The following is a 23,998-nucleotide window of genomic DNA, read 5'->3' as shown; positions in this document are numbered from 1 at the left end:
CTCCGCCAACCCCGACCACGCCCGCTACGACCTCCACATCAACGACCTCGCCAACTGGATCGCCACCCGCGGCTACGCCACCACCCACTGACACCCCAACGGCCGGCCCCCACACGGGGGCCGGCCACTGGTGCAAGCACGGGCCCCCCGCTAACGCCTCGCGCATAGCAGGGGGCCCTTCCTAACGTCCGGCTCACCGCGTGGGTGCGATGGCCGCGAGGGTCAGCCGCCGGAGTCGTCCAGCTCGGCGCCGACCGGGACGGTGTCGTCGTCGCGGCTGGCCAGCCAGCCGTCCGGCAGAAAGACCTTGCCCGGGGAGTTGGTCCGCCCACGTGGCTGGCCGAGCGTCTCCACCGGGAACGGCACCGTGGGGTCGAGCTTGCCGAGCAGGTCGTCGAGCTGGGCCAGGCTATCGATCATCGCGAGTGCGCGGCGCACCTCACCGCCGATCGGGAAACCCTTGAGGTACCACGCGACGTGCTTGCGGAAGTCGGTGCAGCCGTCGCGCTCGCCCCGGGCCGGGTTGCGGGCCCCGGCAGTGAACTGCGCGACCAGCAGCTCGGCGTGCCGGCGCATGGTCGTGGCCACCTCGCCGAGGTTCGGCAGTCGCCGCTCGGCACGGCCGTCGAACGCGGCCTCCAGGTCGGCGAAGAGCCACGGCCGACCGAGACAGCCGCGCCCGATCACCACCCCGTCCACGCCGGTGTGCGCGACCATCCGCAGCGCGTCGTCGGCCTCCCAGATGTCGCCGTTGCCGAGCACCGGTACGTCCAGCGCCTGCTTGAGGGTGGCGATGGCGTCCCAGTCCGCGGTGCCCGAGTACCGCTGCGCAGCCGTACGCCCGTGCAGGGCGACCGCGACGACCCCGGCGTCCTGCGCGGCGAGCCCCGCCTCGACGTACGTCAGGTGGGTGTCGTCGATGCCCTTGCGCATCTTGACGGTGACCGGCACCCCGGCGGGTGACGCGGCGTCCACCGCGGCCCGCACCAGGCGGGCGAAGAGTCGGCGGCGCCACGGCAGGGCCGCGCCCCCGCCCCGGCGGGTCACCTTCGGCACCGGGCAGCCGAAGTTGAGGTCGATGTGGTCGGCGAGGTTCTTCTCGACCACGATCCGCACGGCGGCGGCGGTGGTCTCCGGGTCGGTGCCGTAGAGCTGGAGGCTGCGCGGGCTCTCGTCCGCCCCGAAGGCGATCATGCGCAGCGTCTTCGGGTTGCGCTCGACCACCGCGACCGTGGTGATCATCTCGCAGACGTAGATGCCGCCGCCCTGCTCGCGGCAGAGCTGCCGGAAGCCGACGTTGGTGATGCCGGCCATGGGCGCCAGCACGACCGGCGGCCATACCTGGTGCGGCCCGATGGTCAGGGGGCGCAGGACGGGAGCGGTGGTCGGCACGCGCCCAAGTGTAAGGAAGGGCCCCCTGCTAACGCCTCGTGCATAGCAGGGGACCCCTGCTAACGCGACGCATACCACATCGGCACCCGCCCGAGAGGGTTGTCCACAGGCCCGGAGGTCGTCCACAGGTACGGCCGGGAACCACCCACGGGCCACGATCGCGGTCGATGCTGTGCGGCATGCGCAGCCATCCGCCCCACTTCGCCGACCTGGCCGAACACCAGCAGCAGATCGTCAGCCGCGCTCAACTCCTCGCCGCCGGCTTCGACGACATGTACCTCTACCGGCAGGCCCGACGCGGCCTCTGGCAGCGGGTGCTGCCCGCGACGTACGCCCTGGTCACCGGCGCCCTGACCGACGAGCAGCGGCGGATCTCGGCGGCGCTGTACGCCGGGTCCGACGCGCAGCTGACCGGCCTCGCCGCGCTGACCTGGTACGGCTTCCGGCAGAGCCCGCGCACCGACGCCGTGCAGCTCGTCGTGCCGCATCACGCCCGCCGCACGTCCACCGGCTTCGCGGTGATCTCGCGGGCACTGACACTGGACGACCGGGCCCGCGCCACGCCGCTCTACCCGGTGTGTTCGCCGGCCCGCGCGGTCGTCGACGCGGCACGCGGCCTGCGGCAGCTCCGTCCGGTGCGGGCCGTCGTCGCCGAGGCCGTGCAGCGGGGGTACGCGGACCTCGCCGCCCTGGACGAGGAGATCCGTCGGGCCCGGCGCAGCCGTACGGCGCTGGTCAGGAAGGCGTTCGCCGAGGTGACGCAGGGCGTGCGGTCGGCGCCGGAGGCCGAGCTGCGGGATTGCCTCGCGGCGAGCACGGTGTTGCCGGAGATCCTGTGGAATCCCCGGCTGCGGGACGCGGGTGGCCGGGCGGTGCCGACGCCCGACGGCTACCTGTCGGAGGCGGCGGTGGCTCTGGAGGTCGACTCGCAGGAGTACCACTTCCGCCCCGGCGACTGGGCGCGCACCCTCGACCGGCACAACGAGCTGAGCCGGTTCGGCGTGTTGGTGCTGCACTTCACGCCGGCACAGATCCGCCGCGAGCCGGACCGGGTACGGCGGTCGGTGGAGGAGGCGTACGAGTCACGGCGCGGGCTCGGTGTCAACATCCGGTTGCGGGTCGACGTGTCGACGCCACCGACTCCGCCGACCGGCGATCCGCGCGGTTGACGGTGTTAGGAAGGGTCCCCTGCTATACGCCAGGCGTTAACAGGGGACCCTTCCTTTCACTTCAGCAGCCGGGGAGGTGGTCGATCAGGTAGCGCTCGACCTGGTCCAGCGGGATCCGCTCCTGGGCCATGGTGTCCCGGTTCCGGACGGTCACCGCGTTGTCGTCGAGTGTGTCGAAGTCGACCGTGACGCAGAACGGGGTGCCGATCTCGTCCTGCCGACGGTAGCGACGCCCGATCGCCTGCGAGTCGTCGAACTCGACCACCCAGCGCTTGCGCAGGTCGGCGGCGAGCTGCTTGGCCTTCGGCGAGAGCGCCTCGTTGCGGGAGAGCGGGAGCACCGCCACCTTCACCGGGGCCAGCCGGGGGTCGAAGCGCATCACGGTGCGCTTGTCCACGCCGCCCTTGGTGTTCGGCGCCTCGTCCTCGTCGTACGCCTCCAGCAGGAAGGCCAGCACCGCGCGGGTGAGGCCGGCGGCCGGCTCGATCACGTACGGGACCCAGCGCTCCTGCTTGGTCTGGTCGAAGTACGACAGGTCGACGCCGGAGTGCTTGCTGTGCGTGGACAGGTCGAAGTCGGTGCGGTTGGCGATGCCCTCCAGCTCGGCGAACTCGGTGCCGCCGAACCGGAACTTGTACTCGATGTCGACGGTGCGCTTCGAGTAGTGCGAGAGCTTCTCCTGCGGGTGCTCGAAGAAGCGCAGGTTCTCCTCGGCCAGACCGAGGTCGATGTACCAGTTCCAGCGCTCCTGCAACCAGTACTCGTGCCACTGCTCGTCGGTGCCGGGCTCGACGAAGAACTCCATCTCCATCTGCTCGAACTCGCGGGTGCGGAAGATGAAGTTGCCCGGGGTGATCTCGTTGCGGAACGACTTGCCGGTCTGCGCGATGCCGAACGGCGGCTTCTTGCGGGCGACGGTCTCGACGTTCTTGTAGTTGACGAAGATGCCCTGGGCGGTCTCCGGCCGTAGGTAGTGCAGACCCTCGTCGCTCTCCACCGGGCCGAGGTAGGTCTTCATCAGGCCGTTGAACATCCGCGGCTCGGTGAAGGTGCCCTTGTTGCCGCAGTTGGGGCAGTTCAGCTCGGTCAGGGCGGCGAGCGGCTTGCCGTGCTTGGCCTCGTACGCCTCTTCCAGGTGGTCGGCTCGGAACCGCTTGTGGCAGGACTGGCACTCGGTCAGCGGGTCGACGAAGGCGTCCAGGTGTCCGGAGGCGGCCCAGACGTCACGCGAGAGGATCACCGCGGAGTCCAGACCCACCACGTCGTCCCGCTGCTGGACCATGGTCTTCCACCACTGCCGGCGGACGTTCTCCTTGAGCTCCACGCCGAGCGGACCGTAGTCCCACGCCGACCGGGTGCCTCCGTAGATCTCGCTGGAGGGGAAGACGAATCCTCGACGCTTGGCGAGGCTGACGACGGCGTCGATACGGTCGGCTGGCATTTTTCCTCCTACGCCGACTGGCGGTCGGCGGGGACAGTGTGGGATGAATCGAACGGTCCGGGACCACGGTACGACCCCGCCGGTCCTCGGACCCAGCACATTACCTGCGGCCGGTCAGTTGACTCCGCAGACCTCCATGCCACCGGTCTGCTGGTCCTGCTGGAGTACGACCTGTTGGCGCTCCTGGCCGCCACCGCTGAAGGTCACGTCCACCGGCACGGTCAGCGTGGTGGTGTCCACCTGCCCGACCCGGTAGGAGGAGATCTGCGGTTCGGCCGCCGCCCGGCGCTCGAACTCCTGCCGCGACTCGCGGCGCCGGGCGTCCTCGCAGAGCTGGTCGTAGGCCCGGCCGAACTCGCCGTCGGACAGCGCCCGGTAGTAGTCGCCGGAGACGGTGCGTCCCTGCTCGTCGATCGCCTGCACCCCGCTGACCAGCAGGCCGACCACCGCCGTGCCGCCGCCACCGCAGCACAGCACCAGGGCCAGCGCACCGGCGCCGAGGCCGAGCCAGAGCCGGGTACGGCCGCCCTCGGTCGGTGGGGCCGCGAACGGCGGGGCCACGCCGGGCCCGGCGGGCGGTGCCGGTGTGCCGGAGTCCGATCCGCCGACCGGGGCGGGCGGCAGGCCGTGGAAACCGGCGGACGGGGACGGGCCGCCGGGAGCACCGGTGGGCGGGGGCACGCCGTGGTCGCCGGTGGGCGGCGGAGCGCCGCGGTCGCCGGTGGACGGGGACACGCCGGGGCCGCCGGTGGGCGGCGCGCCGGACGGGGCCGGCGGCCAGCCGGGGTCGCCCGGGGCCTGAGGTCCCTGCTGGCCGGGCAGCGGCTGGTGCGGTGGTGGGGCTGCCGGTCCGGGAGCGGTCATGGAAGCCAGCGTAGTGCCCGGCGGCTCACCGGTAAGGACCCGCAGCTCGATCGCTGGCGACCACCACCACGTCCCCGCCGGGTGCCGCGGTCGCCAACGCCTCGTACGCGGACGGCTCGTCGATGCTCTCGGCGAGCAGCGGGACGGCGGTGACCTTGACGTCGAAACCGCCCAGCGCCCGCCGGTATGTGCCGACCGACTCCCACTCGGTGACCAGGCACCAGTGGCGCGGGTCGTCCAGTGCCCGGACGACCTGTCCCCGCAGGTAGCCGGGCCGGGCTGCGAGCGCGGCGAGGGCCGCGTGGGCCCGACCGGCGAAGTCCTCGGCGGCGTCTTCCTCGACCACGAACCGGTTGGTCACCAGCACCGGCTCCCCCTCCTCGTAGAGTCTGTGGGATGCAGCGTACGCAGCGCGGGATCCACGAGCGGCTGGCCCGGGCCAACCCCACGACGGTGTTCCTGATCACCCTGTTCCTGATGCTGGCCGCGTTCTTCGTCCCGGGGGTGATCGGCGGGCTGTTGACCTTGACGATCGCCGCCGCGCTGGCCGCACTGCTGGTGACGACCTGGCAGGTGCAGACTCCGCCGACCCGGGCGATCCGGCTCGTCGCGCTCACCCTGCTGGTCACCGTCGGTCTGGTGAAGCTGCTCTGACATGCACTCATGCGTTTTTGACAATCATTGTCGTTGTCGCGGAGAGTCGGTGTCATGACCTACCGCACCGCTCCGCGCGCTCTGGCCACCGCCACGGCCGCCCTGCTCGCCCTGGGTGGCGTCACCGCCTGCTCGACCGAGGACAGCCCGGCCGGCGCCGACCCGAACCGGATCGACGTGGTGGCCGGGTTCTACCCGTTGCAGTTCCTCGCCGAGCAGGTCGGCGGCGACGCGGTGGCGGTGACGAACCTGGCCCGCCCCGGTGCCGAGCCGCACGACCTGGAGCTGAACCCGGGGCAGGTCGGTCAGATCAGCGAGGCGGAGCTGATCATCTTCCTGCACGGCTTCCAGCCCGCGGTGGACGAGGCGATCGACCAGAACGGCGGTGACCGCGCGTTCGACGTGGCGACCGTGGAGCCGCTGCTCGACGCCGCCGCCGGTGGCCACACCCACAGCCACGGCGACGACGACCACGGTCACGAGGACGACGACCACGGTCACGACCACGACGAGGAGAAGAAGCCGGCGGAGGAGGCGAAGCACGCCGAGGAGACCTCGGACGGCGCCAAGGACCCGCACGTCTGGCTGGACCCGACCCGGCTGGCCACCATCGGCGACAAGCTGGCCGAGCGCTTCGGCGCCGTCGACCCGGACCGGGCCGGCGAGTACACCCGGCGGGCCACCGCCCTGCGTACCGAGTTGGAGAAGCTGGACACCGAGTTCAGCGAGGGCCTGAAGACCTGCCAGCGGCGGGAGATCGTGGTCAGCCACACCGCGTTCGGGTACCTCGCGCAGAAGTACCAGCTGGAGCAGATCGGCATCACCGGGCTCTCCCCGGAGGACGAGCCGTCGCCGCAGCGGCTGGCCGAGGTCACCGAGGAGGCGCGGGAGCACGGCGCCACCACGATCTTCTTCGAGACTCTCGTCAGCCCGAAGGTCGCCGAGACCATCGCCAAGGAGGTCGGTGCCCAGACCGCGGTGCTCGATCCGATCGAAGGCCTGTCCGCCGACAACGGCGGCGACTACCTTTCGGTGATGCGCACCAATCTGCAGACCCTGAGGACGGCGTTGAGCTGCTCGTGACACCTGACGTCATCACCGTGGAGCACGGGGTGGTCGGCTACGACGGCCGCCCCGTGCTCCGCGACGTATCCCTGACCGTGACCACCGGCGAGGTGGTCGCGGTCCTCGGCGCCAACGGCTCCGGCAAGTCCACCCTGATCCGCGCCGTGCTCGGGCTCGTCCCGCTCACCGCCGGCTCGATCACCCTCTTCGGCCAGCGGGTACGCCGGTTCCGACAGTGGCAGCGGCTCGGCTACGTGCCCCAGCGGCTCGGCGCGGGCAGCGGCGTACCGGCCACCGTGGCCGAGGTGGTCGCCTCCGGCCGACTGGCCCGCCGGGGCATCCTGCGTCCGCCGGGGCGGGTCGACCGGGAGGCGGTGGCGGAGGCGTTGCGCGCCGTGGGCCTGGCCGACCGGGCGAAGGACCCGGTGGCCACGCTCTCCGGCGGGCAGCAACAACGCACCCTGATCGCCCGGGCCCTGGCCGGACGCCCGGAACTGCTGGTGCTCGACGAACCGACGGCGGGGGTGGACGCGGCCAGCCAGGAGGCGTTCGCCGGGGCGCTGCGCGGCTTCGTCGACGACGGCGGCACCGTCCTGCTCGTCGCGCACGAACTGGGCCCGCTCCGGCCGCTGATCAGTCGCGCGATCGTCGTACACCAGGGGCAGATCGCGCACGACGGCGCGGTCCCGGACCCGGCCGGGCACCACGCGGAGCCCGACCACGACCACGTGCATCCGCACGGCCCCGAGGAGCCCGCCGGCATGTGGAGCACAAGGTGAGTCTCTTCCAGTACGAATTCATGATGCGCGCTTTGATCGGCGCGCTGATCATCGGGCTGGCCGCCCCGGCGCTCGGCATCTACCTGGTGCAGCGACGACTCGCGCTGATCGGCGACGGCATCGGGCACGTGGCGCTCACCGGCGTCGGCGCGGGCCTGCTGTTCCAGACCTCGCCCGTGATCATGGCGGTGATCGCGGCCACCATCGGGGCGATCGCCATCGAGCTGATCCGCGAACGCGGTCGCACCTCCGGCGACCTGGCGCTGGCCCTGCTCTTCTACGGCGGCATCGCCGGTGGCGTGGTCCTGGTGGGGCTCTCCGACAGCACCAGCGCCAACCTCAACGCGTACCTCTTCGGTGCGTTGACCACGACCTCCCGCGACGACCTGGTCACCATCGCGGTGCTCGGTGTGGCGGTGCTGGCCGCGATGCTGGCGCTGCGGCCCGCGCTCTTCGCCGTCTGCCACGACGAGGAGTACGCCCGGGTCTCCGGCCTGCCGGTACGCGCGCTGAACCTGCTGCTCGCGATCACCACCGCGATCACCGTCACGATCGCCATGCGGGCCGTCGGCGTCCTGCTGATCAGCGCGTTGATGGTCGTACCGGTGGCCACCGCCCAGCAGGTCACCCGGGGCTTCCGCAGCACCATGACGGCAGCCATGGCACTGGGCCTGTTCGCCGCCGGGGCCGGCATCTGGATGGCGGCGCTCGCCGACACCGCACCGGGCGCGTCGGTGGTGGTCCTGGCCATCGCCTCCTTCGTGGTGGTCACCCTGCTGGCCGCCGCCTGGCGCCGGATCCGCCGCTCCCGGCCGCAACCCACACCCGATCCGGAACCGCACGAGGTGGTGCTCAGCCGGTCCTGATCACGGGTTCCGCTTCGGTATTGGTTACCGTTGCAGGGTGACCAGCGGATCCGGCTATGACGCCTTCGAGGGTGCCAGCGAGCTCCTGCGCGCTCTCTCGGCGCCGATCCGGCTCGCCATCGTCAGCGAACTGGCCGGCGGCGAGCGGTGCGTGCACGAGCTGGTGGATAAACTCGGCGTCGCGCAACCGCTGGTCTCCCAGCACCTGCGGGTGCTGCGCGGGGCCGGCGTGGTCCGCGGCTCGCGGCGGGGCCGGGAGATCGCGTACGCCCTGGTCGACGAGCATGTCGCGCACATCGTCGCCGACGCGGTCAGCCATGCCGGGGAGGAATCATGAGCGAGCCACGCGAGCGAATCATCAGGCCCAGCACAAATGCCGGACCGCAGCGAAGCGGAGTGACGGCATGAGCGAGAGTGCGGTGGTCCGCAACACCCGCCAGCGGTCGGCGGTGAGCGCGTTGCTGGCCGAGTTGGAGGGCTTCCACAGCGCCCAGGACCTACACGCGATGCTGCGTGAACGCGGCGAGCGGGTCGGGTTGACGACGGTCTACCGGACGTTGCAGGGCCTGGCCGACGCGGGCGAGATCGACGTGATGCGTCCGCCCGGCGGCGAGCACCTCTACCGCAGGTGCAGCGAGGGGCACCACCACCATCTGGTCTGCCGCGCCTGCGGCCGGACGGTGGAGGTGGCCGGGCCGACGGTGGAGAACTGGGCCGACCGGGTGGCCGCCCAGCACGGCTTCACCGACGTCAGCCACACCCTGGAAATTTTCGGCACCTGCCCGGACTGCGCCCGCTGATCCCGCCTGCCGCACGATCGGGCGTCCGTGGGAGTGCTCGCCGCGCCGGGGCGTGGCACGCTGTCCGGCGTGAAAATCTACGCTGATCGTTTCCCGACCGCGCTGCGCCAGTTCCTCACCGATCTGCTCGTCGTCGCCTGGGTGTACGTGGCGATTCGGGGTGCGCTCTGGCTGCACGATCTGGTGCAGAAGCTGGCCGTACCCGGACAGAAGCTGGAGGGGGCCGGCGGCGGACTGGCCGACAACCTGGCCGACGCGGGCGGCAAGGTCGGCCGGGTGCCGTTGGTGGGCGACGAGCTGACCGGCCCGTTCGAGCGGGCGGCCGGCGCGGCCCGTTCGCTCGCCGAGGCCGGGCGGGACCAGCAGGAACTGGTCGACCAGTTGGCGGTGGCGCTGGCCGTCGGGTTGCTGGTGGTCCCGCTGGGGTTGGTGCTGTTCGGCTGGCTGCCACTGCGGGTGCGCTGGATGCGGCGGGCCGCTTCGGCGGCGGCTCTGGCCGCCGCTCCCGCCGGCCGGGACCTGCTGGCCCTGCGCGCCCTTGCCGGTCAACCGCTGCGCAAGCTCACCCGGATCTCCCCGGACGTCGCTGAGGCGTGGCGCCAGGGCGACGACGCCACCGTCAACGCCCTGGCCGCCCTCGAACTCCGCCGCCTGGGCCTCCACGACCCCCACCGCTGACCCCCGCCTGCCGCATCCCGGGGCCGAAGGTCGACCACAACTCCATGATCGACGGAGGGAGGCAGCGTTCAGCCCGGGGAGAGCCCGCTCGGGTCCTCCTCGTCGTCGATGTCGTCGTCCCCCCAGTTGCGACGGCTGAACGGCAGGATCACCCAGAACGTGAGGAACCACAGGCCGGTGACCGCACTGAGCAGGAAGGCGATCGGCCGGGCGAGCACGAAATCGGTGATCAGCAGTACCGAGCTGACCATCGCGACCAGCATGAAGGCGAGACCGGCGCTGGCCATCTTGTGGGCGAACTGCACCAGCTCCGGCTTGCGGCCCTGACGGAACAGGGCCCGGTGGAACGCCACCGGCGAGATGATCATCGCGGTGGCGCCGGCCGCCGCGATCAGCGCGACGACGTAGACGTCGCGCTGGAATTCCGTGGTACGCGTGAAACCGTTACTGAACGGCAGGGTGAGCAGGAAGGCGAAGAGAATCTGTACGCCGGTCTGCGCGACCCGTAACTCCTGAAGCAGGTCAGCGAAGTTCCGCTGCCAGCGCTGCTTCTCGGTCTCCTTGGACACCGCGAACCTCCGAGGGAACACGCTCCACCCGGTCGGCACGCCCGACCGGCGGAACGCAGATGCCCCGCCGCGCACGACCCGAAACCGACTCAGGAACCGCGCCGGATCCGCCCTGCGTAACGGGCCTCCAGCGCGTCGTTGTGCGCGTCGCCACCGGCGATGTTGGCCGACAGGTAGACCGGCGGCTGCTCGTCGGCGGCCACCAACCGGGCCACCACCTCGACCACGATCTGCTGGGCCAGCAACGCCGCCGTGATCGAGGAGACCGCGCCCACCGCGCCGCCGGACGGCAGTGGCAGCGTCGCGTCCCCGTACGGGGCACCGTTGTCCAGCACCACGTCGGCGAAGTCGGCGAGCTTGCGCCCGGACGGGTGGCGGGACTCCATCCGGGCCGAGTGCGCGGCGGAGGTGATCGCGACCAGCGGATGGCCCCGCGCGACGACCAGCGAGGCGAACTCCACCATCGCCCCGTTCACGCCCGAGTTCGAGGCGAGCACGAAGACGTCACGCGGGCCGATCGGGGCGAGGTCGTAGAGCCGGTGCGCGACCGACGGGTCCCGCTCCAGCTTCGGGCCCAGCACGTCGACCGGCTCCCCGCCGTGCAGCACCAGGTCCCGCAGGGCGATCCGGTTGGTCGGCACCAGCCCGCCGGCCCGGCCGGCGATCTCCATCGCCAGGGCCTCCGAGTGGCCGGTACCGAAGGCGTGCACCACCCCGTCGGCCCGGATCGCCTCGGCGATCAGGTCGGCCGCGCGGGCCACCTGTTCCCGCTGGCTGCCCGCCACCCGGGTCATCGTCGCGGTCACCTCGGCCAGGTAGCCCTCGGCACTCAGCGTCATGCTCTCTCCCGCCTCCCTCGGATCGCCGCCACCCGACGACCCCGACCAGCTTCCCGCACGGCCCGTACAGCCGTCCGGCCGGTCGGGCGGCCCGTCAGGCGGTCGGGCGGGCGCGGGCCAGGATCGCCTCGGCCAACGGCGTGGGCGCCTCGTCCGGGATCCAGTGGCTGACGCCGGACAGCTCGACGAGACGGTAGTCACCGGTCACGTGTGCGGCGCAGGCGTCGGCGGCGGTCCGTCCGATGGCGACGTCACGGTCGCTCCAGACGAAGGTGGTCGGTACCGACACCGGGCCGACCGCCGCCAGCTCGGAGCGGGACATCGCCCGGTACCAGTTCAGCGCCGCGGTGAGCGCGCCCGGTTCGCGCAGCGGGTCGGCGTACGCGGCCACCCGGGCGTCGTCACCGACGTCGCGCAACAGCCGCCGCAACCCGAGTGCGTCGAGGGCCAGCAGCGTCTTCTCGGCCATGCCCTGCTGCCGGAACAGCAGCATGTACGCCGAGCGCGCCTTCTGCTGCGGGTCGTGGGCCAACGCGTGCGCCATGGCGGCCGGGTGCGGCACGGAGACCGCGGTGAGCGTGCGTACCCGGTCGGGGTGGCCGGCGGCGAGCGCCCAGGCGACGATGGCGCCCCAGTCGTGGCCGACCACGTGCGCCCGCGTCACGCCGAGGGCGTCGAGCACCGCCACCGCGTCGGCGACCAACTCCCCCAGCCGGTACGCCGCCACCTCGGTCGGCCGCGCCTGCGGCGAGTAGCCCCGCTGGTCCAGCGCGTACGTGCGCAGGCCCGCGCCGTGCAGGACGGGCGCCAGCGCGTCCCACTCGCCCGAGTGCTGGGGGAAGCCGTGCAGCAGCAGCACCGGGTCACCCGAGTCGGGGCCGCCGGGGTGGATCTCGAACCGTAGACCTCGGGCGTCGACCTGCATGTCCGGAACGCTACTCGTACTGACGCTTGGGCACCGGCACCTGCCGCCACGACTCGATCTCCAGGTACGGGATCTCGGCGTCGTTGACCGGGTCCCGGCCGATCCGGTCGCTGTAGCGGCCGACCACCTCGACCCAACTGTCGTTGGGCAGCCCGACCGGCACGTCACCGGTGAGCCCGAGTTTGATCGGCCGACCGTCGGCGGCGCAGCAGGAGAGCACCATCCGGGCGAGGATCGGCTCGCCACCGGCACCGGTGGCGAGGAACCCGGTGAGGACCACCCGCCGGTCACCGATCGAGGTGCCCCGGTCGAACAGTGCCCGGGAGGCGTAGTCGAGCACGCTGACCTGCACCGGGTCGCCGTCCGGCAGGGGCGGGTAGTCGGACTCGCGGGGGGCGTTCAGCGCGGTGCCGGCCTGCCCCGCCGCGTACGACCCGAGGGCCGGCGGGGCGACCAGCAGCAGCCCGAGCACGGGCAGGATGAGCAGCCAGCCGATCCGGGGCTCGTGGTGGCCGTGGTCGTCGTGCTCGTCGGTCTGGCCCGTCGCCACCGGGGCGGGACCGCCCACCGGGCCGGTGGACCCGCCGCCGGTCGGGGCCGTCGCGCGGGGCGCGGAGGGACGCAGTTCGTGCCAGAGGGTCATCACCGCGGCGACCACGAGCAGCAGACCGGCGGCGATCAGGAACGGGCGCAGGCCCTCCTTGACGTACCGCAGATAGAGGTCGGTGACGCTGGCCCGGATCACCGCCCCGCCGAGTAGCAGCAGGATCACCGCTTGCGCCTGTCGATTCACAGCAGCACCATCCCGACTCCGGTGGCCATCAGCAGGGCGACCGCGAACGTGGCCGGCGCGAACCGGAAGGCGAACCGCCGGCCGAAGACACCGGCCTGCATCGAGATCAGCTTGAGGTCGACCATCGGCCCCACCACCAGGAAGACCAGTCGGGACGTGAGGGAGAACTGCGACAGCGAGGCCGCGACGAAGGCGTCCGCCTCGGAACAGAGCGAGAGCAGGACGGCCAGCAGCGCCAGCGCCAGGATCGACAGCCAGGCGTTGTCCGCCAGGGTCTGGAGCCAGCGTTCCGGCACCAGCACGTTGATGCTGGCGGCGGCCATCGCGCCGAGCACCAGAAAGCCACCGGCGTGGGTGACGTCGTGCCGGACGGCGGCCCAGAAGGCCCGGCTCCGCCGGGGATCGTCCAGCTCCGGGCGACGCGGCATCTTGATCCACTCGGTGCGACCGAGCCGCAGCCAGAGCCACCCCATGATCATTGCCACGATCAGGCTGGCGACCCCCCGGGCGAGGACCATCTCCGGATTGTTGGGGAAGGCGACCGCCGTGGCGACGAGCACGATCGGGTTGACCGCCGGGGCGGCCAGCAGGAAGGCCAGGGCCGCCGCCGGCGTGACGCCCCGGCGGATCAGCGAGCCCGCGATCGGCACCGACCCGCACTCGCAGCCCGGCAGCACCACACCGGCCGCGCTGGCCGCCGGCACCGCGAGCGCCGGGTGCCGGGGCAACGCCCTGGCCCAGAACGACCGGGGTACGAAGACGGCGATCACGGCGGAGAGGAGGATGCCGAAGACCAGGAACGGCACCGCCTGCACCATGATCGAGACGAACACGGTGGTCCACGTCTGGATGCGGGGATCGTCGAGCGCCCCGGCCAACGGATCACGAAAGATGATCAGCAGGACCAGCAGCGCCGCCAGGATCTCCACCGAACCGATCCGGTCGCCGAGCCAACGTCGGGGCGGCTCGCCGCCGCCCGGCCCGGCCGGACGTTCCTCGGTGGCCACGCCCGTCGGACGACCCTCCGGTTCACCGGCCGGCACGGCATGGTCCGTGTCTGTGCTCACCCTGCCGCCTCTCGGCCCTCGTGGATCGGCGGCCTGAGATTACCGTCCGGAGCCGATGACGTCGATGGATGTCACGAAACCGGGCGGGTTCCCCCGCCCGGTGGGCGCCTCCGGAACCAACGGTCGTCGGCAACCGGCATGACCTGCGTAGATCACATTGTCCGTCGATCTTCGAAGGTGTTAGCGTCGGCGGGACAACACCACCTCCGACAGGGGAGCGCACAGCGCTGAGAGTGCGGGTCCGCCCGCAGACCCTCCGTACCTGATCTGGGTAATGCCAGCGCAGGGAGTTCGGTCCACCTCCAGCCCGCCACGCCCGGCCACGCCGGACGCGGCGTGCGTCTTGCCTGGTTCGACACTGGACTGGGAGCACTCATGAGCCAACCGACCACCACCCGGTGGCGCACCGTCGACATCGTCGTGGCCGCGGTGATCGCCGTCGGCTTCGGTGTCATCTTCTGGGCCTGGGGCCTGCTCTGGCGGGCGGTCGACCCGGCCTTCGCCTTCTTCCCGGCCAGCCAGGCCGTCATGTACGGCGTCTGGCTGGTCCCGGCGGTGCTCGGCGGGCTGGTGATCCGCAAGCCGGGTGCCGCGCTGTTCTGCGAGGCGGTCGCGGCGACGGTCTCCGCGTTGCTGGGCTCCGAGTGGGGCGGTGTCACCATCGTCCAGGGCCTGATCCAGGGCCTCGGGGCGGAGATGGCCTTCGCCGCCTTCCGGTACCGCTCGTTCCGGCTGCCGACGGCGCTGCTCGCCGGCGCGATGACCGGCCTCGGCGCCGCCCTGTTCGACTTCTTCACCTGGAACGCCGCGTACGAGCTGGGCACCTACCGCATCCCGTACGCGCTGCTCACCGTGCTCAGCGCCACCGTGATCGCCGGTGCCGGCGGCTACGCGCTCACCAAGGCGCTCGCCGGCACCGGCGTCCTGGACCGCTTCCCCGCCGGTCGCGAGCGGAACCTGGTCTGACCACGCCCGGTGGAGCCGGTCCGACCGGCTCCACCGGGCCACCGGCGGGTCGGGGACGAAAGCGGGGGTGGCGGATGGGTGAGGTGCGGCTGCGCGGCTTCGGCTGGCGCCACGCCGGGCGGCACGCCTGGGCGGTGCGCGGCGTGGACCTGCGGGTACGCCGAGGCGAGCGGCTGCTGCTGCTCGGGCCCTCCGGCGCCGGCAAGAGCACCCTGCTCGCCGCGCTGGCCGGGCTGCTGCCGGAGGACTCCGGCGAGCGGGAGGGCAGCATCGAGATCGACGGCCGGCCGCCCGCCGATACCCGCGAACGGGTCGGCATCGTCTTCCAGGATCCGCAGTCCCAGCTCGTCATGGCCCGCAGCGGCGACGACGTGGCGTTCGGGCTGGAGAACCGGGGCGTACCCGCCACGCAGATCTGGCCCCGGGTGGACGAGGCGCTGCGCCGGGTCGGCTTCCCGTACCCCCGCGACCGCCCCACCGCCGCGCTCTCCGGCGGCGAACAGCAGCGGCTCGCCCTGGCCGGCGTGCTCGCGCTCCGTCCCCACCTGCTGCTGCTCGACGAACCCACCGCCAACCTCGACCCGGCCGGGGCCGACCTGGTCCGTGCCGCCGTGGGCCGCGCGGTCGACGGCGACACCACCCTGATCCTGGTCGAGCACCGGGTGGCCGACGCCCTGCCGCTGGTCGACCGGGTGGTGGTGCTCGACGCCGGTGGCGGCGTCCGCGTCGACGGCCCGCCGGAGGCCGTGTTCGCCGCCCACGGCGACGCCCTCGCCGCCGACGGCGTCTGGGTGCCCGGCCGCCAGATCCCGCCGCGCCGGGCCACCACCGGCCCCGGCGAGGTGTTGCTCACCGCCGACCGGCTCGGCCACCCGCCCCGGCTGGCCGCCACCGACCTGGCGGTACGCGCCGGAGCGGCACTCGCCGTGCTCGGCCCCAACGGCGTCGGCAAGTCCACCCTCGCGGTGCTGCTCGGCGGGCTGCTCAAGCCGGGCACCGGGCGGCTGGCGGCCGGCGTCGAGCTGGCCGGGGCCGACGCCCGCACCCCACCGCACCGGTGGCGGGCACCCGCGCTGGCCCGCCGGATCGGCTCGGTGTTCCAGGACCCGGAACACCAGTTTGTCACCGGCACGGTCTTCGACGAACTGGCACTCGGCCCCCGACGGACCGGCGCCACCGAGACGGCGGTCCGCCGACGCGTCGACGAGTTGCTGCAACGGCTGCGGTTGGACCGCCTGGCCGGGGCGAACCCGTACACCCTCTCCGGCGGCGAGGCGCGGCGGCTGAGCGTCGCGACCGCCCTGGCCACCGCGCCCCGGCTGCTGATCTGCGACGAGCCCACCTTCGGCCAGGACCGACGCACCTGGCGGGAGCTGGTGGACCTGTTCGCGGAGCTACGCGACGCCGGTCACGCCCTGGTGACGGTCACCCACGACGCCGAGTTCGTCGCCGCGCTCGCCGACCGGACGCTGACGCTGACGCGCCCACCGGCCGCCGAGGCCCCGTCGTCTTCTCCGGCGGCGGACCGATGATCGACTTCGAACCGGTCGCCCGGCCGGACGCGCCACTGGCCCGGCGCAATCCGGTGGCCAAGCTGGCGGCGGCGCTGCTGTTCGCGTTTCCGCTGCTGGCGACACTGGACCCGGTCGCACCGGCGATCGCGATCGCGATCGAGTTGGCGGTCCTGCCGCTGTTCGGCGTGCGCTACCGGGTGCTGCTCCGCCGGGTGTGGCCGTTGCTCGCCGCCGCCGTCGGCGTACTGGTGACGCTGGTGCTCTTCGCCGCGGACCGCTCGGGCCGGGTCCTGCTCGACGCCGGACCGGTCGTGGTCACCTCGGCGGTGCTGCTCACCGCGCTCGGCCTGGTGCTGCGGCTGTTCGCGGTGGCACTGCCCGGCGTGATCGTCTTCGCCACCACCGATCCGACCGACCTTGCCGACGCGCTGGTGCAGAACGCCCGCGCACCGGCCCGGTTCGCGATCGGCGCGCTGGCGGCGTTCCGGCTGCTCCCGTTGCTCGGGCAGGAGTGGCAGATGATCGTCATGGCCCGCCGGGCACGTGGTGTCGAGGCGGGACGCAACCCGGTGGCGAAACTGCGGCTCTTCGTCTCCACCGCGTTCACGCTGCTGGTCGGCGCGATCCGCCGGGGCACCCGGCTGGCGGTCGCGATGGACGCGCGCGGCTTCGACGCGGGAGTGCCGCGTACCGTCGCCCGCTGGCAGTATTTCGGCGCGGCCGACTGGCTGCTGATGGTCGTCGCGGCGACGCTGGCCGCCGCCGCGTTGGGCGTCAGCGTCGCGCTCGGCACCTTCCGTCCGCTGATCGGCTGAGCCGCGGGCCGGAGGTGGGTGGATCTGTTGTCGTCGGAGCGACAACAGATCCACCCACCTTTCAGCCACACCGTACGGTGCCCCGGTCGCTCACTTGCGCCGGAAGGCGTACTGCCGGCCCGCTCCGACACGCTGTCCACGGTCGGAACGGACCCCCTTGCCCCGGCCGGAGGCTGTCGGACCGGTGGTCGGCGCGGGCGGTGCGCCCGGCGGCTCCCGGTCCTCGAGGTCCGACCTGGACGTGTCGACCGGAGGCAACGGCGCCGCCGGGGACGTGAGCCCGGCGGAGGGCCCTACCAGGGGCGGCAGTCCGAGCGGTGGGGTGACCGCGTCGGTCGACGCGTCGACGTGGGGCGGCGTCACCGTGGACACCCGGGCGGCACCACGGGACTTCTTCGGTTTACGGCTGGCAGGCATCGGAGCCTCCTCGCTCGGCGGTGTCGGCGCGTACGCCACGCCACCGCCGTCGGTGGGGACCGCCGGACGGCGGTCGGGCGGGATCAGCGGAAGGTCGTTCCGGAGCGGCCACGGAGGACGTCGCGTCAACGGCGACGAGAAGGACGCGCGGACACCCGGAAGCGACGGGTCCACGGCCACAGGGGCGGCGGACCGGCTCGATGAAGCGGGTGTCAGTAGCGCATGCCCGCATGCTATCCGGCCGGAGAGCGGAACGCATCCGAATTATCGGCAACCCGGTGCCGTGCGCTACGCGACCACCTGATGACCAGCGGTGGGGGGACGGCGCGGTCCGGGGGCCGGCCGCGATACCGTCGCAGCACTACAGGTAGACGGCGGAAGGTGGCGACGAGGATGGCGGATCGGGCTACGGCGCAGATCGGTGTGACCGGGCTGGCGGTGATGGGTCGGAACCTGGCCCGGAACCTGGCCCGCAACGGGTTCACCGTGGCGTTGCACAACCGCTCGCCGGAACGGACCCGGTCGCTGGTGGCCGAGCACGGCGACGAGGGCACCTTCGTGCCGACGGAGTCCCTGGCGGACTTCGTCGCCGCGCTGGAGCGCCCGCGCGCGGTGATCGTCATGGTCAAGGCGGGCGGCCCCACCGACGCGGTGATCGACGAGTTGGTGCCGCTGCTCGAAGAGGGCGACATCATCATCGACTGCGGCAACGCGCACTTCGCCGACACCCGTCGCCGGGAGGAGGCGCTGCGGACCAAGGGCCTGCACTTCGTCGGCACCGGCGTCTCCGGCGGCGAGGAGGGCGCCCTCTGGGGGCCGAGCATCATGCCGGGCGGGTCGGCCGAGTCGTACCGCAAGCTCGGGCCGATCTTCGAGAAGATCGCCGCGCAGGTCGAGGGCGAGCCCTGCTGCGAGCACGTGGGGCCGGACGGTGCCGGGCACTTCGTGAAGATGGTCCACAACGGCATCGAGTACGCCGACATGCAGCTCATCGCCGAGGCGTACGACCTGCTGCGCGCCGGACTGGGCGCGACCCCGTCGGAACTCGCGGAGATCTTCCGGGAGTGGAACTCCGGCGAGCTGGAGTCCTTCCTGATCGAGATCACCGCCGACGTGCTGGCGCACACCGACGCCGCCACCGGCGAGGCGTTCGTGGACGTGGTGCAGGACCGGGCCGAGCAGAAGGGCACCGGCCGGTGGACCGTCCAGATCGCCCTCGACCTGGGCATCCCGATCACCGGCATCGCCGAGGCGACGTTCGCCCGGTCGCTCTCCGGTCACGTCGACCAGCGTGAGGCCGCAGTGCGGGCGTTCCCGGACTCCGGGGAAAAGTGGCAGGTCGCCGACCGCGAGGCGTTCATCGAGGACGTACGCCGGGCGCTGCTCGCCTCCAAGATCGTGGCGTACGCGCAGGGCTTCGACCAGATCCGGGCCGGCAGCGCCGAGTACGACTGGGACATCGACCTGGGCGGCACGGCGAAGATCTGGCGGGGCGGCTGCATCATCCGGGCCCGCTTCCTGGACCGCATCAAGCAGGCCTACGACGAGCAGCCGGAGCTGCCCACGCTGCTGGTGGCGCCGTGGTTCGCGGACACCGTGCGCGACGGTGTGCCGAGCTGGCGGCGGGTGGTGGCCGAGGCGGCCCGGGTCGGCGTGCCGGCACCCGCGTTCGCCTCGTCGCTGGCCTACTTCGACGCGCTGCGCGCGCAGCGTCTCCCGGCCGCGCTCATCCAGGGCCTGCGGGACAACTTCGGCGCGCACACCTACCGCCGTGTCGACCGCGACGGTTCCTTCCACACCCTGTGGGCCACCCCCGACCGCGCCGAGACCCCGGCCTGACGTCTTCCCGCCGGTCTTCCGCGTTAGGAAGGGTCCCCTGCTATGCACCAGGCGTTAGCAGGGGACCCCTCCTTACACGCACACCCGCCATATACGACGCCGCCCCTGGCTCCACGTGGAGCCAGGGGCGGCGTCGTGTACGTCAGTCAGAAGAAGCGGCGACGCCGGGCCTTCTGCGGGCGGATCAGGTCCGCTCCCTGCGTGAGCAGGCGACTGGCCCGGGACGGGCCCCGCCGGGATTCCATCGAGTGGCTGAGCCGGCGGGCACCGGCGGCCGCCAACGGAACCGCAACGGCCATCACCGCCCACTGGGCGACACGCTTGCGCATCATGTGGGTTCACCTCCGTCAGTGGCTGCTGACGACACTGATACCCACTCCGGTCCGCCGTTAAGCGTCAGACCGTCGGGGCCACCGGGTTGGGCAGCGCACCGCCGAATCGGCGGTCCCGTTGGGCGTACAGCTCGCAGGCGTACCAGAGGTGGCGGCGGTCGAAGTCGGGCCAGAGCGTGTCCAGGAAGACCAGCTCCGCGTACGCGCTCTGCCAGAGCATGAAGTTCGAGGTGCGCTGCTCGCCGGAGGGCCGCAGGAACAGGTCCACCTCGGGCACCTCGGGGTGGTAGAGATACCGCTCGATGGTCTTCTCGTTGACCTTGCCCGGGTCCAGTCGGCCGGCGGCCACGTCCCGGGCGATCGCGGCGGCGGCGTCGGCGATCTCCGCCTGCCCGCCGTAGTTGACGCAGAACTGGAGCGTCAGCGTCGAGTTCCCCCGGGACATCTCCTCGGCGGTCTGCAACTCGGAGATGACGCTCTTCCACAACCGTCCGGACCGGCCCGACCAGACCACCCGCACCCCGAGGTCGACGAGCTGGTCGCGGCGACGGCGGATGACGTCCCGGTTGAAGCCCATCAGGAAGCGCACCTCGTCCGGCGAGCGTCGCCAGTTCTCGGTGGAGAAGGCGTACGCCGACAGGTAGGGGATGCCCATCTCGATGGCGCCCTCCACGGTGTCGAAGAGGGAGAACTCCCCCGCCTCGTGGCCCTTGGTGCGGGGCAGCCCGCGCTCCTTGGCCCAGCGGCCGTTGCCGTCCATCACCACGGCGACGTGCCGGGGCACCGCCTCCGACGGCAGCGCCGGAGGTCGGGCGCCCGACGGGTGCGGCGTCGGGGGCACCGGCGCGCGCCGGACGGCCCTGGTGGATCGGATCACTCGGCTCTCCCTGCTCGACTCCATCGACGCCCGGTCGGGCGTCAGCCCTCGCCGGCCGGGTCGCGCGGCGGGGCCGCCCCGGCGCGTCCGCCACCGGGTCGGACCGTGCCGGTGGCCGGACCGCCCCGGTCCACCAGCGGCAGCGAGCGTAGCGCGCGCTCCAGGTGCCACTGCAGGTGCGCCGCGACCAGGCCACTGCACTCCCGGCGTACGCCGGTCTCGGTGGCGTCGGCGACCCGCCAGTCACCGGTGGTCAGGGCGTACATCAGGTCGATCGTGGCCGGGGCGGGATGGGCCGCGCCGGGCGGGCGGCAGTCCGGGCAGACCGCGCCTCCGGCCGGTACGGAGAAGGCCCGGTGCTGCCCGGGAGTACCACAGACCGCGCAGGCGGTCAGTGCCGGTGCCCAACCGGCCAGCGCCATCCCGCGCAGCAGGTACGCGTCGAGCACCAGCGTCGTCGCGTGGGTGCCCTCGGACAGTGCCTTGAGCGCGCCCAGGGTGAGCTGGAACAGCCGCAGCGACGGCTCCCGCTCCACCGGGGTGAGGCGTTCGGCGGTCTCGGCGATGGCGCTGGCCGCGGTGTAGCGGGGGTAGTCACCGAGGAACCGCTTGCCGTACAGATCGATCCCCTCGACCTGGCTGACGCTGTGCAGCGAGCTGCCCAGCTCGCCCTTGGGGTCACCGGCGAGTTGCAGGTCGACGTGGCCGAAGGGTTCCAGCCGGGCGCCGAACTTCGAGGTGGTGCGGCGTACCCCCCGGGCGACCGCGCGCAGCCGGCCGTGCCGCCGGGTGAGCAGGGTGATGATCCGGTCCGACTCGCCGAGTTTCTGCACACGCAGCACCACCGCGTCGTCGCGGTAGAGCTGTCGGCGGTACCCGGCCATCGCGCCATTCTCCCTCCCCGCCGGAACTCGGGTCTGCCCCCGGGTCGGATCTCAGGGTCCGCTCGGGGTCGGCGGGCCTTCTTACCCCGATGTGCGCCGCCGGCACCGGACGTAGCGTGCTCGGCATGGCTCTGCACCTGACCACCCCGGCGCGCCGGACCGCCACCCCGCGCCCGGCCGCCGCCGCACCCCCGGCGGCCACCGCACACCCGGCCGACGCTACCCGCCGGGGCGTCACCACACGTCGCATCACCGGCCGTCGAGCCACCGTGGCGGCGGTCGCGGCCACCGCCCTGATCGTCCTCGCCGGGTGTGACAACCTCTCCTTCGGCCGGCTGGACTTCGACACCACCGAGTCCACCCGGATCACCGCGATCCGGCTCCTGCCCGGCGCCGGTGACGTGGTGGTCCGCGCCGACGGCGGAGTGGACGGCGTCCGCATCAAGCGCGTGGTGCGCTACCAGGGCAACCAGCCGCGTACGTCATACGAGATCACCGGCACCGAACTGGTGCTGGACACCTCCTGCGGCAACCGGTGCAGCGTCTCCTACGAGGTCACCACCGGCGAGGGGGTCAGTGTGCGGGGCGAGACCGGCTCGGGCGAGGTCGACCTGAGCCGGGTCGGCACGGTGGAGGTCACCGTCGGCTCCGGCGACGTCCGGGTGGCCGGCGCCGCCGGCCCGGTCAGGGTGGAGTCCGGCTCCGGCAACATCGAGGTGTACGACGTGACCGAGCCGGTGGTGCTCCGCAGCGGGTCCGGCAGCATCACCGCGAACCGGCTCGGTGGCGAGGTGGACGCGGAGGCGCGGTCCGGCAACGTCACCGTGAAGCTGAATCGACCCGCCTCCGCCCGCGCGCACGCATCCAGCGGTCACGTCGAGTTGACCGTGCCGGCCGGCGCGTACCAGGTGGTCTCGTCGGTCGGTTCGGGTTCGGCCGACCTCGGCGTACCGCACGACCCCACCGCGAAGCTCGTGCTCGACGTCGCGACCGGTAGCGGCGATCTCGCCGTCACTTCCCGCTGACGCCGCCACTGGGCCCACGGGGGCCCGGCACGGACTCCTCCCGTCGCGGGTCGGCCCGACCTGCGGCGTGGCCGGCACCGACCGGCTGCTCCCCGCCGGTCCACGGTTCGGCACCGGTGGACGGCCCCCGGTCGGCATGCCCGCCACCGGTCGGCACCCTCCCGCCGGGCCGGTCCGGACCGGCCGGTGGTCGGCCCGTGACCGGACCTCCGAGCGGGGTCTGGTCGCTCTCCGACCGATGCAGCGCGGCCTTCGGACGGGTGGACGGCGACGGGCGTCCCCCGGGGATCAGCTCCGGTGGACGCTGCGCCGCCACGTCCTCGACCCACCCGAACGCCGCGGTCACCACGCCCACCAGGGCGAAGACCAGGACCACCCGGATCGCCTGACCCAGCAGGTTCTGGTGCGACCAGCCGACCACGTCCACCAGCGGCGTGAGCGCGACCACGAAGGCCATGTGCCAGAGATAGACGGTCAGCGCCCGGCGGTTCAGCACGGTGACCGCCCGCCCGACCATCTCGTTGCGGTCCACCCAGGCTGCGGCCGACGGCGCCCGGCCGAGCGCCACCAGGATGAACGCGGCCGACCAGAGGGCGTTGCCGAGCGGGATGTCGTTCAGGTCGTAACCACGCGGGCCGGGATTGGCGAGGATCCAGGCGCCGCCGGTCGCCGCAAGCGTCAGGACGACCGGCACCAGCACCCGGTTCGTCATCCGGCGCAGCATGCCCGCCTGGTGGGCGAAGCCCAGCAGCCACGCGCCGAAGTAGAGGCCGAACTCGCGCAGCACGCCGTGCGGGTTCTGATAGATGCCGAACTCGATGCAGATCAGCAGGAAGTAGGGGGCGAGCAGGGTGGGCAGCGGGAACCGCCGGAACAGCCAGATGGCGATCGGCGAGGCGAGCACGAACCAGAGGTAGTCCCGCAGGTACCAGATCGGGCTCAGCGCCAGCGCACCCCAGTAGTTCGCCGGTGGATCGACGACCGGGAACAGCCAGAACAACACCTTGGGGGTCAGCGGCAGCCCGGTGAGCAGCATCGCCGGTACGAAGATGGCGGCGACCACCCAGAGCGACGGAAGCAGTCGCCGCAGCCGCCGCCCCACCGCCGACGGGCCGACCCGGTACAACGTGGCGGCCATCAGCGACCCGGCCATCGCGAACATCACCGACATCGCCGGGAACAGCACGGTCAGCGACGCCCAGCCAGTGACGTGGTAAACGACGACCCGCACGATGGCCAGTGCACGCAACAGGTCAAGGTAACGGTTTCGCATCAGCCTGCATCTATGTCCGGGGGCAGAGGCATACCCTCCCTACCCTCTGATGCGCGTCGCGGAAACGACCAACTACCCAGCGGTATAGTGAAACTTCCCATATGCCTGACCGGTACCGATCAGACGCTGAGGCGCTCGTCGTCCATTTCGTCCGG

General features: G+C 72.4%; 27 protein-coding genes and 1 riboswitch. Of the genes, 13 read left to right on the top strand and 14 right to left on the bottom strand.

The features are described from left to right. Nucleotides 1-222: 222 nt before the first annotated feature. Nucleotides 223-1,392, bottom strand: a complete 1,170-nt coding sequence (dusB, locus tag ABZ738_RS30070) for a tRNA dihydrouridine synthase DusB (RefSeq protein ID WP_131056552.1) — start codon at nucleotides 1,390-1,392, stop codon at nucleotides 223-225. Nucleotides 1,393-1,571: 179 nt separating this feature from the next. Between dusB and ABZ738_RS30065 the strand changes: the two genes are divergently transcribed. After that, nucleotides 1,572-2,561 (top strand): type IV toxin-antitoxin system AbiEi family antitoxin domain-containing protein, encoded by a 990-nt coding sequence (locus ABZ738_RS30065; RefSeq protein ID WP_254876985.1) that lies wholly within the window; start codon nucleotides 1,572-1,574, stop codon nucleotides 2,559-2,561. Nucleotides 2,562-2,622: 61 nt separating this feature from the next. On the opposite strand, the gene ABZ738_RS30060 is transcribed toward ABZ738_RS30065, so the two are convergent. The 3 genes from ABZ738_RS30060 to ABZ738_RS30050 all read right to left on the bottom strand — a co-directional run bounded on the left by ABZ738_RS30060 (nucleotide 2,623) and on the right by ABZ738_RS30050 (nucleotide 5,233). Continuing rightward, complete coding sequence (locus tag ABZ738_RS30060) at nucleotides 2,623-4,002, bottom strand: glycine--tRNA ligase (RefSeq protein ID WP_131056554.1); 1,380 nt, start codon at nucleotides 4,000-4,002, stop codon at nucleotides 2,623-2,625. 114 nt (nucleotides 4,003-4,116) lie between these two features. Further along, nucleotides 4,117-4,626, bottom strand: a complete 510-nt coding sequence (locus ABZ738_RS30055) for a hypothetical protein (RefSeq protein ID WP_357218712.1) — start codon at nucleotides 4,624-4,626, stop codon at nucleotides 4,117-4,119. A 265-nt stretch (nucleotides 4,627-4,891) separates the two neighbouring features. Further along, a complete protein-coding gene (locus tag ABZ738_RS30050) occupies nucleotides 4,892-5,233 on the bottom strand; it encodes an antibiotic biosynthesis monooxygenase family protein (RefSeq protein WP_131056481.1) in 342 nt (113 codons plus the stop codon). 29 nt (nucleotides 5,234-5,262) lie between these two features. On the opposite strand from ABZ738_RS30050, the gene ABZ738_RS30045 reads away from it, so the two are divergent. From ABZ738_RS30045 to ABZ738_RS30015, 7 genes are all read left to right on the top strand, one after another. Next, nucleotides 5,263-5,520, top strand: coding sequence for a hypothetical protein (locus ABZ738_RS30045; RefSeq protein WP_131056482.1), 258 nt, complete (start codon nucleotides 5,263-5,265; stop codon nucleotides 5,518-5,520). 54 nt (nucleotides 5,521-5,574) lie between these two features. Beyond that, nucleotides 5,575-6,603 carry a metal ABC transporter substrate-binding protein gene (locus tag ABZ738_RS30040; protein WP_131056484.1) on the top strand — a complete coding sequence of 343 codons (1,029 nt, stop codon included), beginning with the start codon at nucleotides 5,575-5,577 and terminating at the stop codon, nucleotides 6,601-6,603. Next, nucleotides 6,600-7,364 (top strand): metal ABC transporter ATP-binding protein, encoded by a 765-nt coding sequence (locus ABZ738_RS30035; protein WP_131056486.1) that lies wholly within the window; start codon nucleotides 6,600-6,602, stop codon nucleotides 7,362-7,364. Before ABZ738_RS30040 ends, ABZ738_RS30035 begins: the two co-directional genes overlap by 4 nt. After that, the gene (locus ABZ738_RS30030; protein WP_131056488.1) at nucleotides 7,361-8,230 is read left to right on the top strand and encodes a metal ABC transporter permease; all 870 of its coding nucleotides are present in this window, start codon (nucleotides 7,361-7,363) and stop codon (nucleotides 8,228-8,230) included. The genes ABZ738_RS30035 and ABZ738_RS30030 overlap by 4 nt, the downstream gene beginning before the upstream one ends. Before the next feature lie 37 nt (nucleotides 8,231-8,267). After that, nucleotides 8,268-8,567 (top strand): metalloregulator ArsR/SmtB family transcription factor, encoded by a 300-nt coding sequence (locus ABZ738_RS30025; protein WP_131056490.1) that lies wholly within the window; start codon nucleotides 8,268-8,270, stop codon nucleotides 8,565-8,567. A gap of 67 nt (nucleotides 8,568-8,634) precedes the next feature. Beyond that, nucleotides 8,635-9,030, top strand: coding sequence for a Fur family transcriptional regulator (locus ABZ738_RS30020; RefSeq protein ID WP_131056492.1), 396 nt, complete (start codon nucleotides 8,635-8,637; stop codon nucleotides 9,028-9,030). A gap of 69 nt (nucleotides 9,031-9,099) precedes the next feature. Further along, nucleotides 9,100-9,708 (top strand): hypothetical protein, encoded by a 609-nt coding sequence (locus ABZ738_RS30015; RefSeq protein ID WP_357218694.1) that lies wholly within the window; start codon nucleotides 9,100-9,102, stop codon nucleotides 9,706-9,708. 68 nt (nucleotides 9,709-9,776) lie between these two features. Here ABZ738_RS30015 and ABZ738_RS30010 read toward each other — a convergent pair whose 3' ends face one another. The 5 genes from ABZ738_RS30010 to ABZ738_RS29990 all read right to left on the bottom strand — a co-directional run bounded on the left by ABZ738_RS30010 (nucleotide 9,777) and on the right by ABZ738_RS29990 (nucleotide 13,772). After that, a complete protein-coding gene (locus tag ABZ738_RS30010) occupies nucleotides 9,777-10,277 on the bottom strand; it encodes a DUF6328 family protein (RefSeq protein WP_131056892.1) in 501 nt (166 codons plus the stop codon). A gap of 89 nt (nucleotides 10,278-10,366) precedes the next feature. Beyond that, nucleotides 10,367-11,116, bottom strand: coding sequence for an SIS domain-containing protein (locus tag ABZ738_RS30005; RefSeq protein ID WP_357218691.1), 750 nt, complete (start codon nucleotides 11,114-11,116; stop codon nucleotides 10,367-10,369). 94 nt (nucleotides 11,117-11,210) lie between these two features. Further along, entirely contained in the window at nucleotides 11,211-12,041 is an 831-nt protein-coding gene (locus ABZ738_RS30000) for an alpha/beta hydrolase (protein ID WP_357218688.1), read from the bottom strand. Nucleotides 12,042-12,051: 10 nt separating this feature from the next. Beyond that, complete coding sequence (locus ABZ738_RS29995) at nucleotides 12,052-12,834, bottom strand: TIGR03943 family protein (RefSeq protein ID WP_131056897.1); 783 nt, start codon at nucleotides 12,832-12,834, stop codon at nucleotides 12,052-12,054. Then, nucleotides 12,831-13,772 (bottom strand): permease, encoded by a 942-nt coding sequence (locus ABZ738_RS29990; protein WP_176096023.1) that lies wholly within the window; start codon nucleotides 13,770-13,772, stop codon nucleotides 12,831-12,833. Before ABZ738_RS29990 ends, ABZ738_RS29995 begins: the two co-directional genes overlap by 4 nt. A gap of 330 nt (nucleotides 13,773-14,102) precedes the next feature. Then, nucleotides 14,103-14,208: riboswitch (TPP riboswitch) on the top strand. A gap of 68 nt (nucleotides 14,209-14,276) precedes the next feature. Between ABZ738_RS29990 and ABZ738_RS29985 the strand changes: the two genes are divergently transcribed. From ABZ738_RS29985 to ABZ738_RS29975, 3 genes are all read left to right on the top strand, one after another. After that, nucleotides 14,277-14,867, top strand: a complete 591-nt coding sequence (locus ABZ738_RS29985; protein ID WP_131057735.1) for an ECF transporter S component — start codon at nucleotides 14,277-14,279, stop codon at nucleotides 14,865-14,867. A gap of 74 nt (nucleotides 14,868-14,941) precedes the next feature. Beyond that, on the top strand, nucleotides 14,942-16,399 hold the full coding sequence (locus tag ABZ738_RS29980) for an ABC transporter ATP-binding protein (RefSeq protein ID WP_357218683.1): 1,458 nt from the start codon (nucleotides 14,942-14,944) through the stop codon (nucleotides 16,397-16,399). Beyond that, the gene (locus ABZ738_RS29975) at nucleotides 16,396-17,196 is read left to right on the top strand and encodes an energy-coupling factor transporter transmembrane component T (RefSeq protein ID WP_131056466.1); all 801 of its coding nucleotides are present in this window, start codon (nucleotides 16,396-16,398) and stop codon (nucleotides 17,194-17,196) included. Before ABZ738_RS29980 ends, ABZ738_RS29975 begins: the two co-directional genes overlap by 4 nt. A gap of 90 nt (nucleotides 17,197-17,286) precedes the next feature. On the opposite strand, the gene ABZ738_RS29970 is transcribed toward ABZ738_RS29975, so the two are convergent. Next, a complete protein-coding gene (locus ABZ738_RS29970) occupies nucleotides 17,287-17,613 on the bottom strand; it encodes a hypothetical protein (protein ID WP_131056464.1) in 327 nt (108 codons plus the stop codon). A gap of 393 nt (nucleotides 17,614-18,006) precedes the next feature. Between ABZ738_RS29970 and gndA the strand changes: the two genes are divergently transcribed. After that, a complete protein-coding gene (gndA, locus tag ABZ738_RS29965; RefSeq protein ID WP_357218679.1) occupies nucleotides 18,007-19,452 on the top strand; it encodes an NADP-dependent phosphogluconate dehydrogenase in 1,446 nt (481 codons plus the stop codon). Nucleotides 19,453-19,598: 146 nt separating this feature from the next. Here gndA and ABZ738_RS29960 read toward each other — a convergent pair whose 3' ends face one another. From ABZ738_RS29960 to recO, 3 genes are all read right to left on the bottom strand, one after another. Beyond that, nucleotides 19,599-19,784 (bottom strand): hypothetical protein, encoded by a 186-nt coding sequence (locus ABZ738_RS29960; RefSeq protein WP_176095300.1) that lies wholly within the window; start codon nucleotides 19,782-19,784, stop codon nucleotides 19,599-19,601. Between the two features lie 64 nt (nucleotides 19,785-19,848). Next, on the bottom strand, nucleotides 19,849-20,685 hold the full coding sequence (locus ABZ738_RS29955; RefSeq protein WP_176095301.1) for an isoprenyl transferase: 837 nt from the start codon (nucleotides 20,683-20,685) through the stop codon (nucleotides 19,849-19,851). A gap of 17 nt (nucleotides 20,686-20,702) precedes the next feature. Then, nucleotides 20,703-21,545, bottom strand: a complete 843-nt coding sequence (gene recO / locus ABZ738_RS29950; protein ID WP_357218675.1) for a DNA repair protein RecO — start codon at nucleotides 21,543-21,545, stop codon at nucleotides 20,703-20,705. A 125-nt stretch (nucleotides 21,546-21,670) separates the two neighbouring features. Between recO and ABZ738_RS29945 the strand changes: the two genes are divergently transcribed. Then, on the top strand, nucleotides 21,671-22,570 hold the full coding sequence (locus ABZ738_RS29945; protein ID WP_357218672.1) for a DUF4097 family beta strand repeat-containing protein: 900 nt from the start codon (nucleotides 21,671-21,673) through the stop codon (nucleotides 22,568-22,570). Here the strand turns inward: ABZ738_RS29945 and ABZ738_RS29940 are convergent. Continuing rightward, complete coding sequence (locus tag ABZ738_RS29940) at nucleotides 22,557-23,843, bottom strand: acyltransferase family protein (protein WP_357218669.1); 1,287 nt, start codon at nucleotides 23,841-23,843, stop codon at nucleotides 22,557-22,559. The genes ABZ738_RS29945 and ABZ738_RS29940 overlap by 14 nt on opposite strands. Nucleotides 23,844-23,998: the final 155 nt, after the last annotated feature.

Origin of the sequence: Micromonospora sp. NPDC047793, assembly GCF_040642635.1 — a bacterium.
In the GTDB taxonomy this organism is placed as follows: Bacteria; Actinomycetota; Actinomycetes; order Mycobacteriales; family Micromonosporaceae; genus Micromonospora.
This window is presented reverse-complemented; position numbering and strand designations above follow the sequence as displayed.

Bases quoted from the DNA above. Each gene is read 5' to 3' on its own strand.
- ABZ738_RS30065 (WP_254876985.1), top strand. From the start codon at position 1,572: ATGCGCAGCCATCCGCCCCACTTCGCCGACCTGGCCGAACACCAGCAG.
- ABZ738_RS30060 (WP_131056554.1), bottom strand. From the start codon at position 4,002: ATGCCAGCCGACCGTATCGACGCCGTCGTCAGCCTCGCCAAGCGTCGA.
- ABZ738_RS30045 (WP_131056482.1), top strand. From the start codon at position 5,263: ATGCAGCGTACGCAGCGCGGGATCCACGAGCGGCTGGCCCGGGCCAAC.
- ABZ738_RS30040 (WP_131056484.1), top strand. From the start codon at position 5,575: ATGACCTACCGCACCGCTCCGCGCGCTCTGGCCACCGCCACGGCCGCC.
- ABZ738_RS30020 (WP_131056492.1), top strand. From the start codon at position 8,635: ATGAGCGAGAGTGCGGTGGTCCGCAACACCCGCCAGCGGTCGGCGGTG.
- ABZ738_RS30005 (WP_357218691.1), bottom strand. From the start codon at position 11,116: ATGACGCTGAGTGCCGAGGGCTACCTGGCCGAGGTGACCGCGACGATG.
- ABZ738_RS30000 (WP_357218688.1), bottom strand. From the start codon at position 12,041: ATGCAGGTCGACGCCCGAGGTCTACGGTTCGAGATCCACCCCGGCGGC.
- ABZ738_RS29985 (WP_131057735.1), top strand. From the start codon at position 14,277: ATGAGCCAACCGACCACCACCCGGTGGCGCACCGTCGACATCGTCGTG.
- ABZ738_RS29980 (WP_357218683.1), top strand. From the start codon at position 14,942: ATGGGTGAGGTGCGGCTGCGCGGCTTCGGCTGGCGCCACGCCGGGCGG.
- ABZ738_RS29975 (WP_131056466.1), top strand. From the start codon at position 16,396: ATGATCGACTTCGAACCGGTCGCCCGGCCGGACGCGCCACTGGCCCGG.
- ABZ738_RS29970 (WP_131056464.1), bottom strand. From the start codon at position 17,613: ATGCCTGCCAGCCGTAAACCGAAGAAGTCCCGTGGTGCCGCCCGGGTG.
- gndA (WP_357218679.1), top strand. From the start codon at position 18,007: ATGGCGGATCGGGCTACGGCGCAGATCGGTGTGACCGGGCTGGCGGTG.
- ABZ738_RS29960 (WP_176095300.1), bottom strand. From the start codon at position 19,784: ATGATGCGCAAGCGTGTCGCCCAGTGGGCGGTGATGGCCGTTGCGGTT.
- ABZ738_RS29955 (WP_176095301.1), bottom strand. From the start codon at position 20,685: ATGGAGTCGAGCAGGGAGAGCCGAGTGATCCGATCCACCAGGGCCGTC.
- recO (WP_357218675.1), bottom strand. From the start codon at position 21,545: ATGGCCGGGTACCGCCGACAGCTCTACCGCGACGACGCGGTGGTGCTG.
- ABZ738_RS29945 (WP_357218672.1), top strand. From the start codon at position 21,671: ATGGCTCTGCACCTGACCACCCCGGCGCGCCGGACCGCCACCCCGCGC.
- ABZ738_RS29940 (WP_357218669.1), bottom strand. From the start codon at position 23,843: ATGCGAAACCGTTACCTTGACCTGTTGCGTGCACTGGCCATCGTGCGG.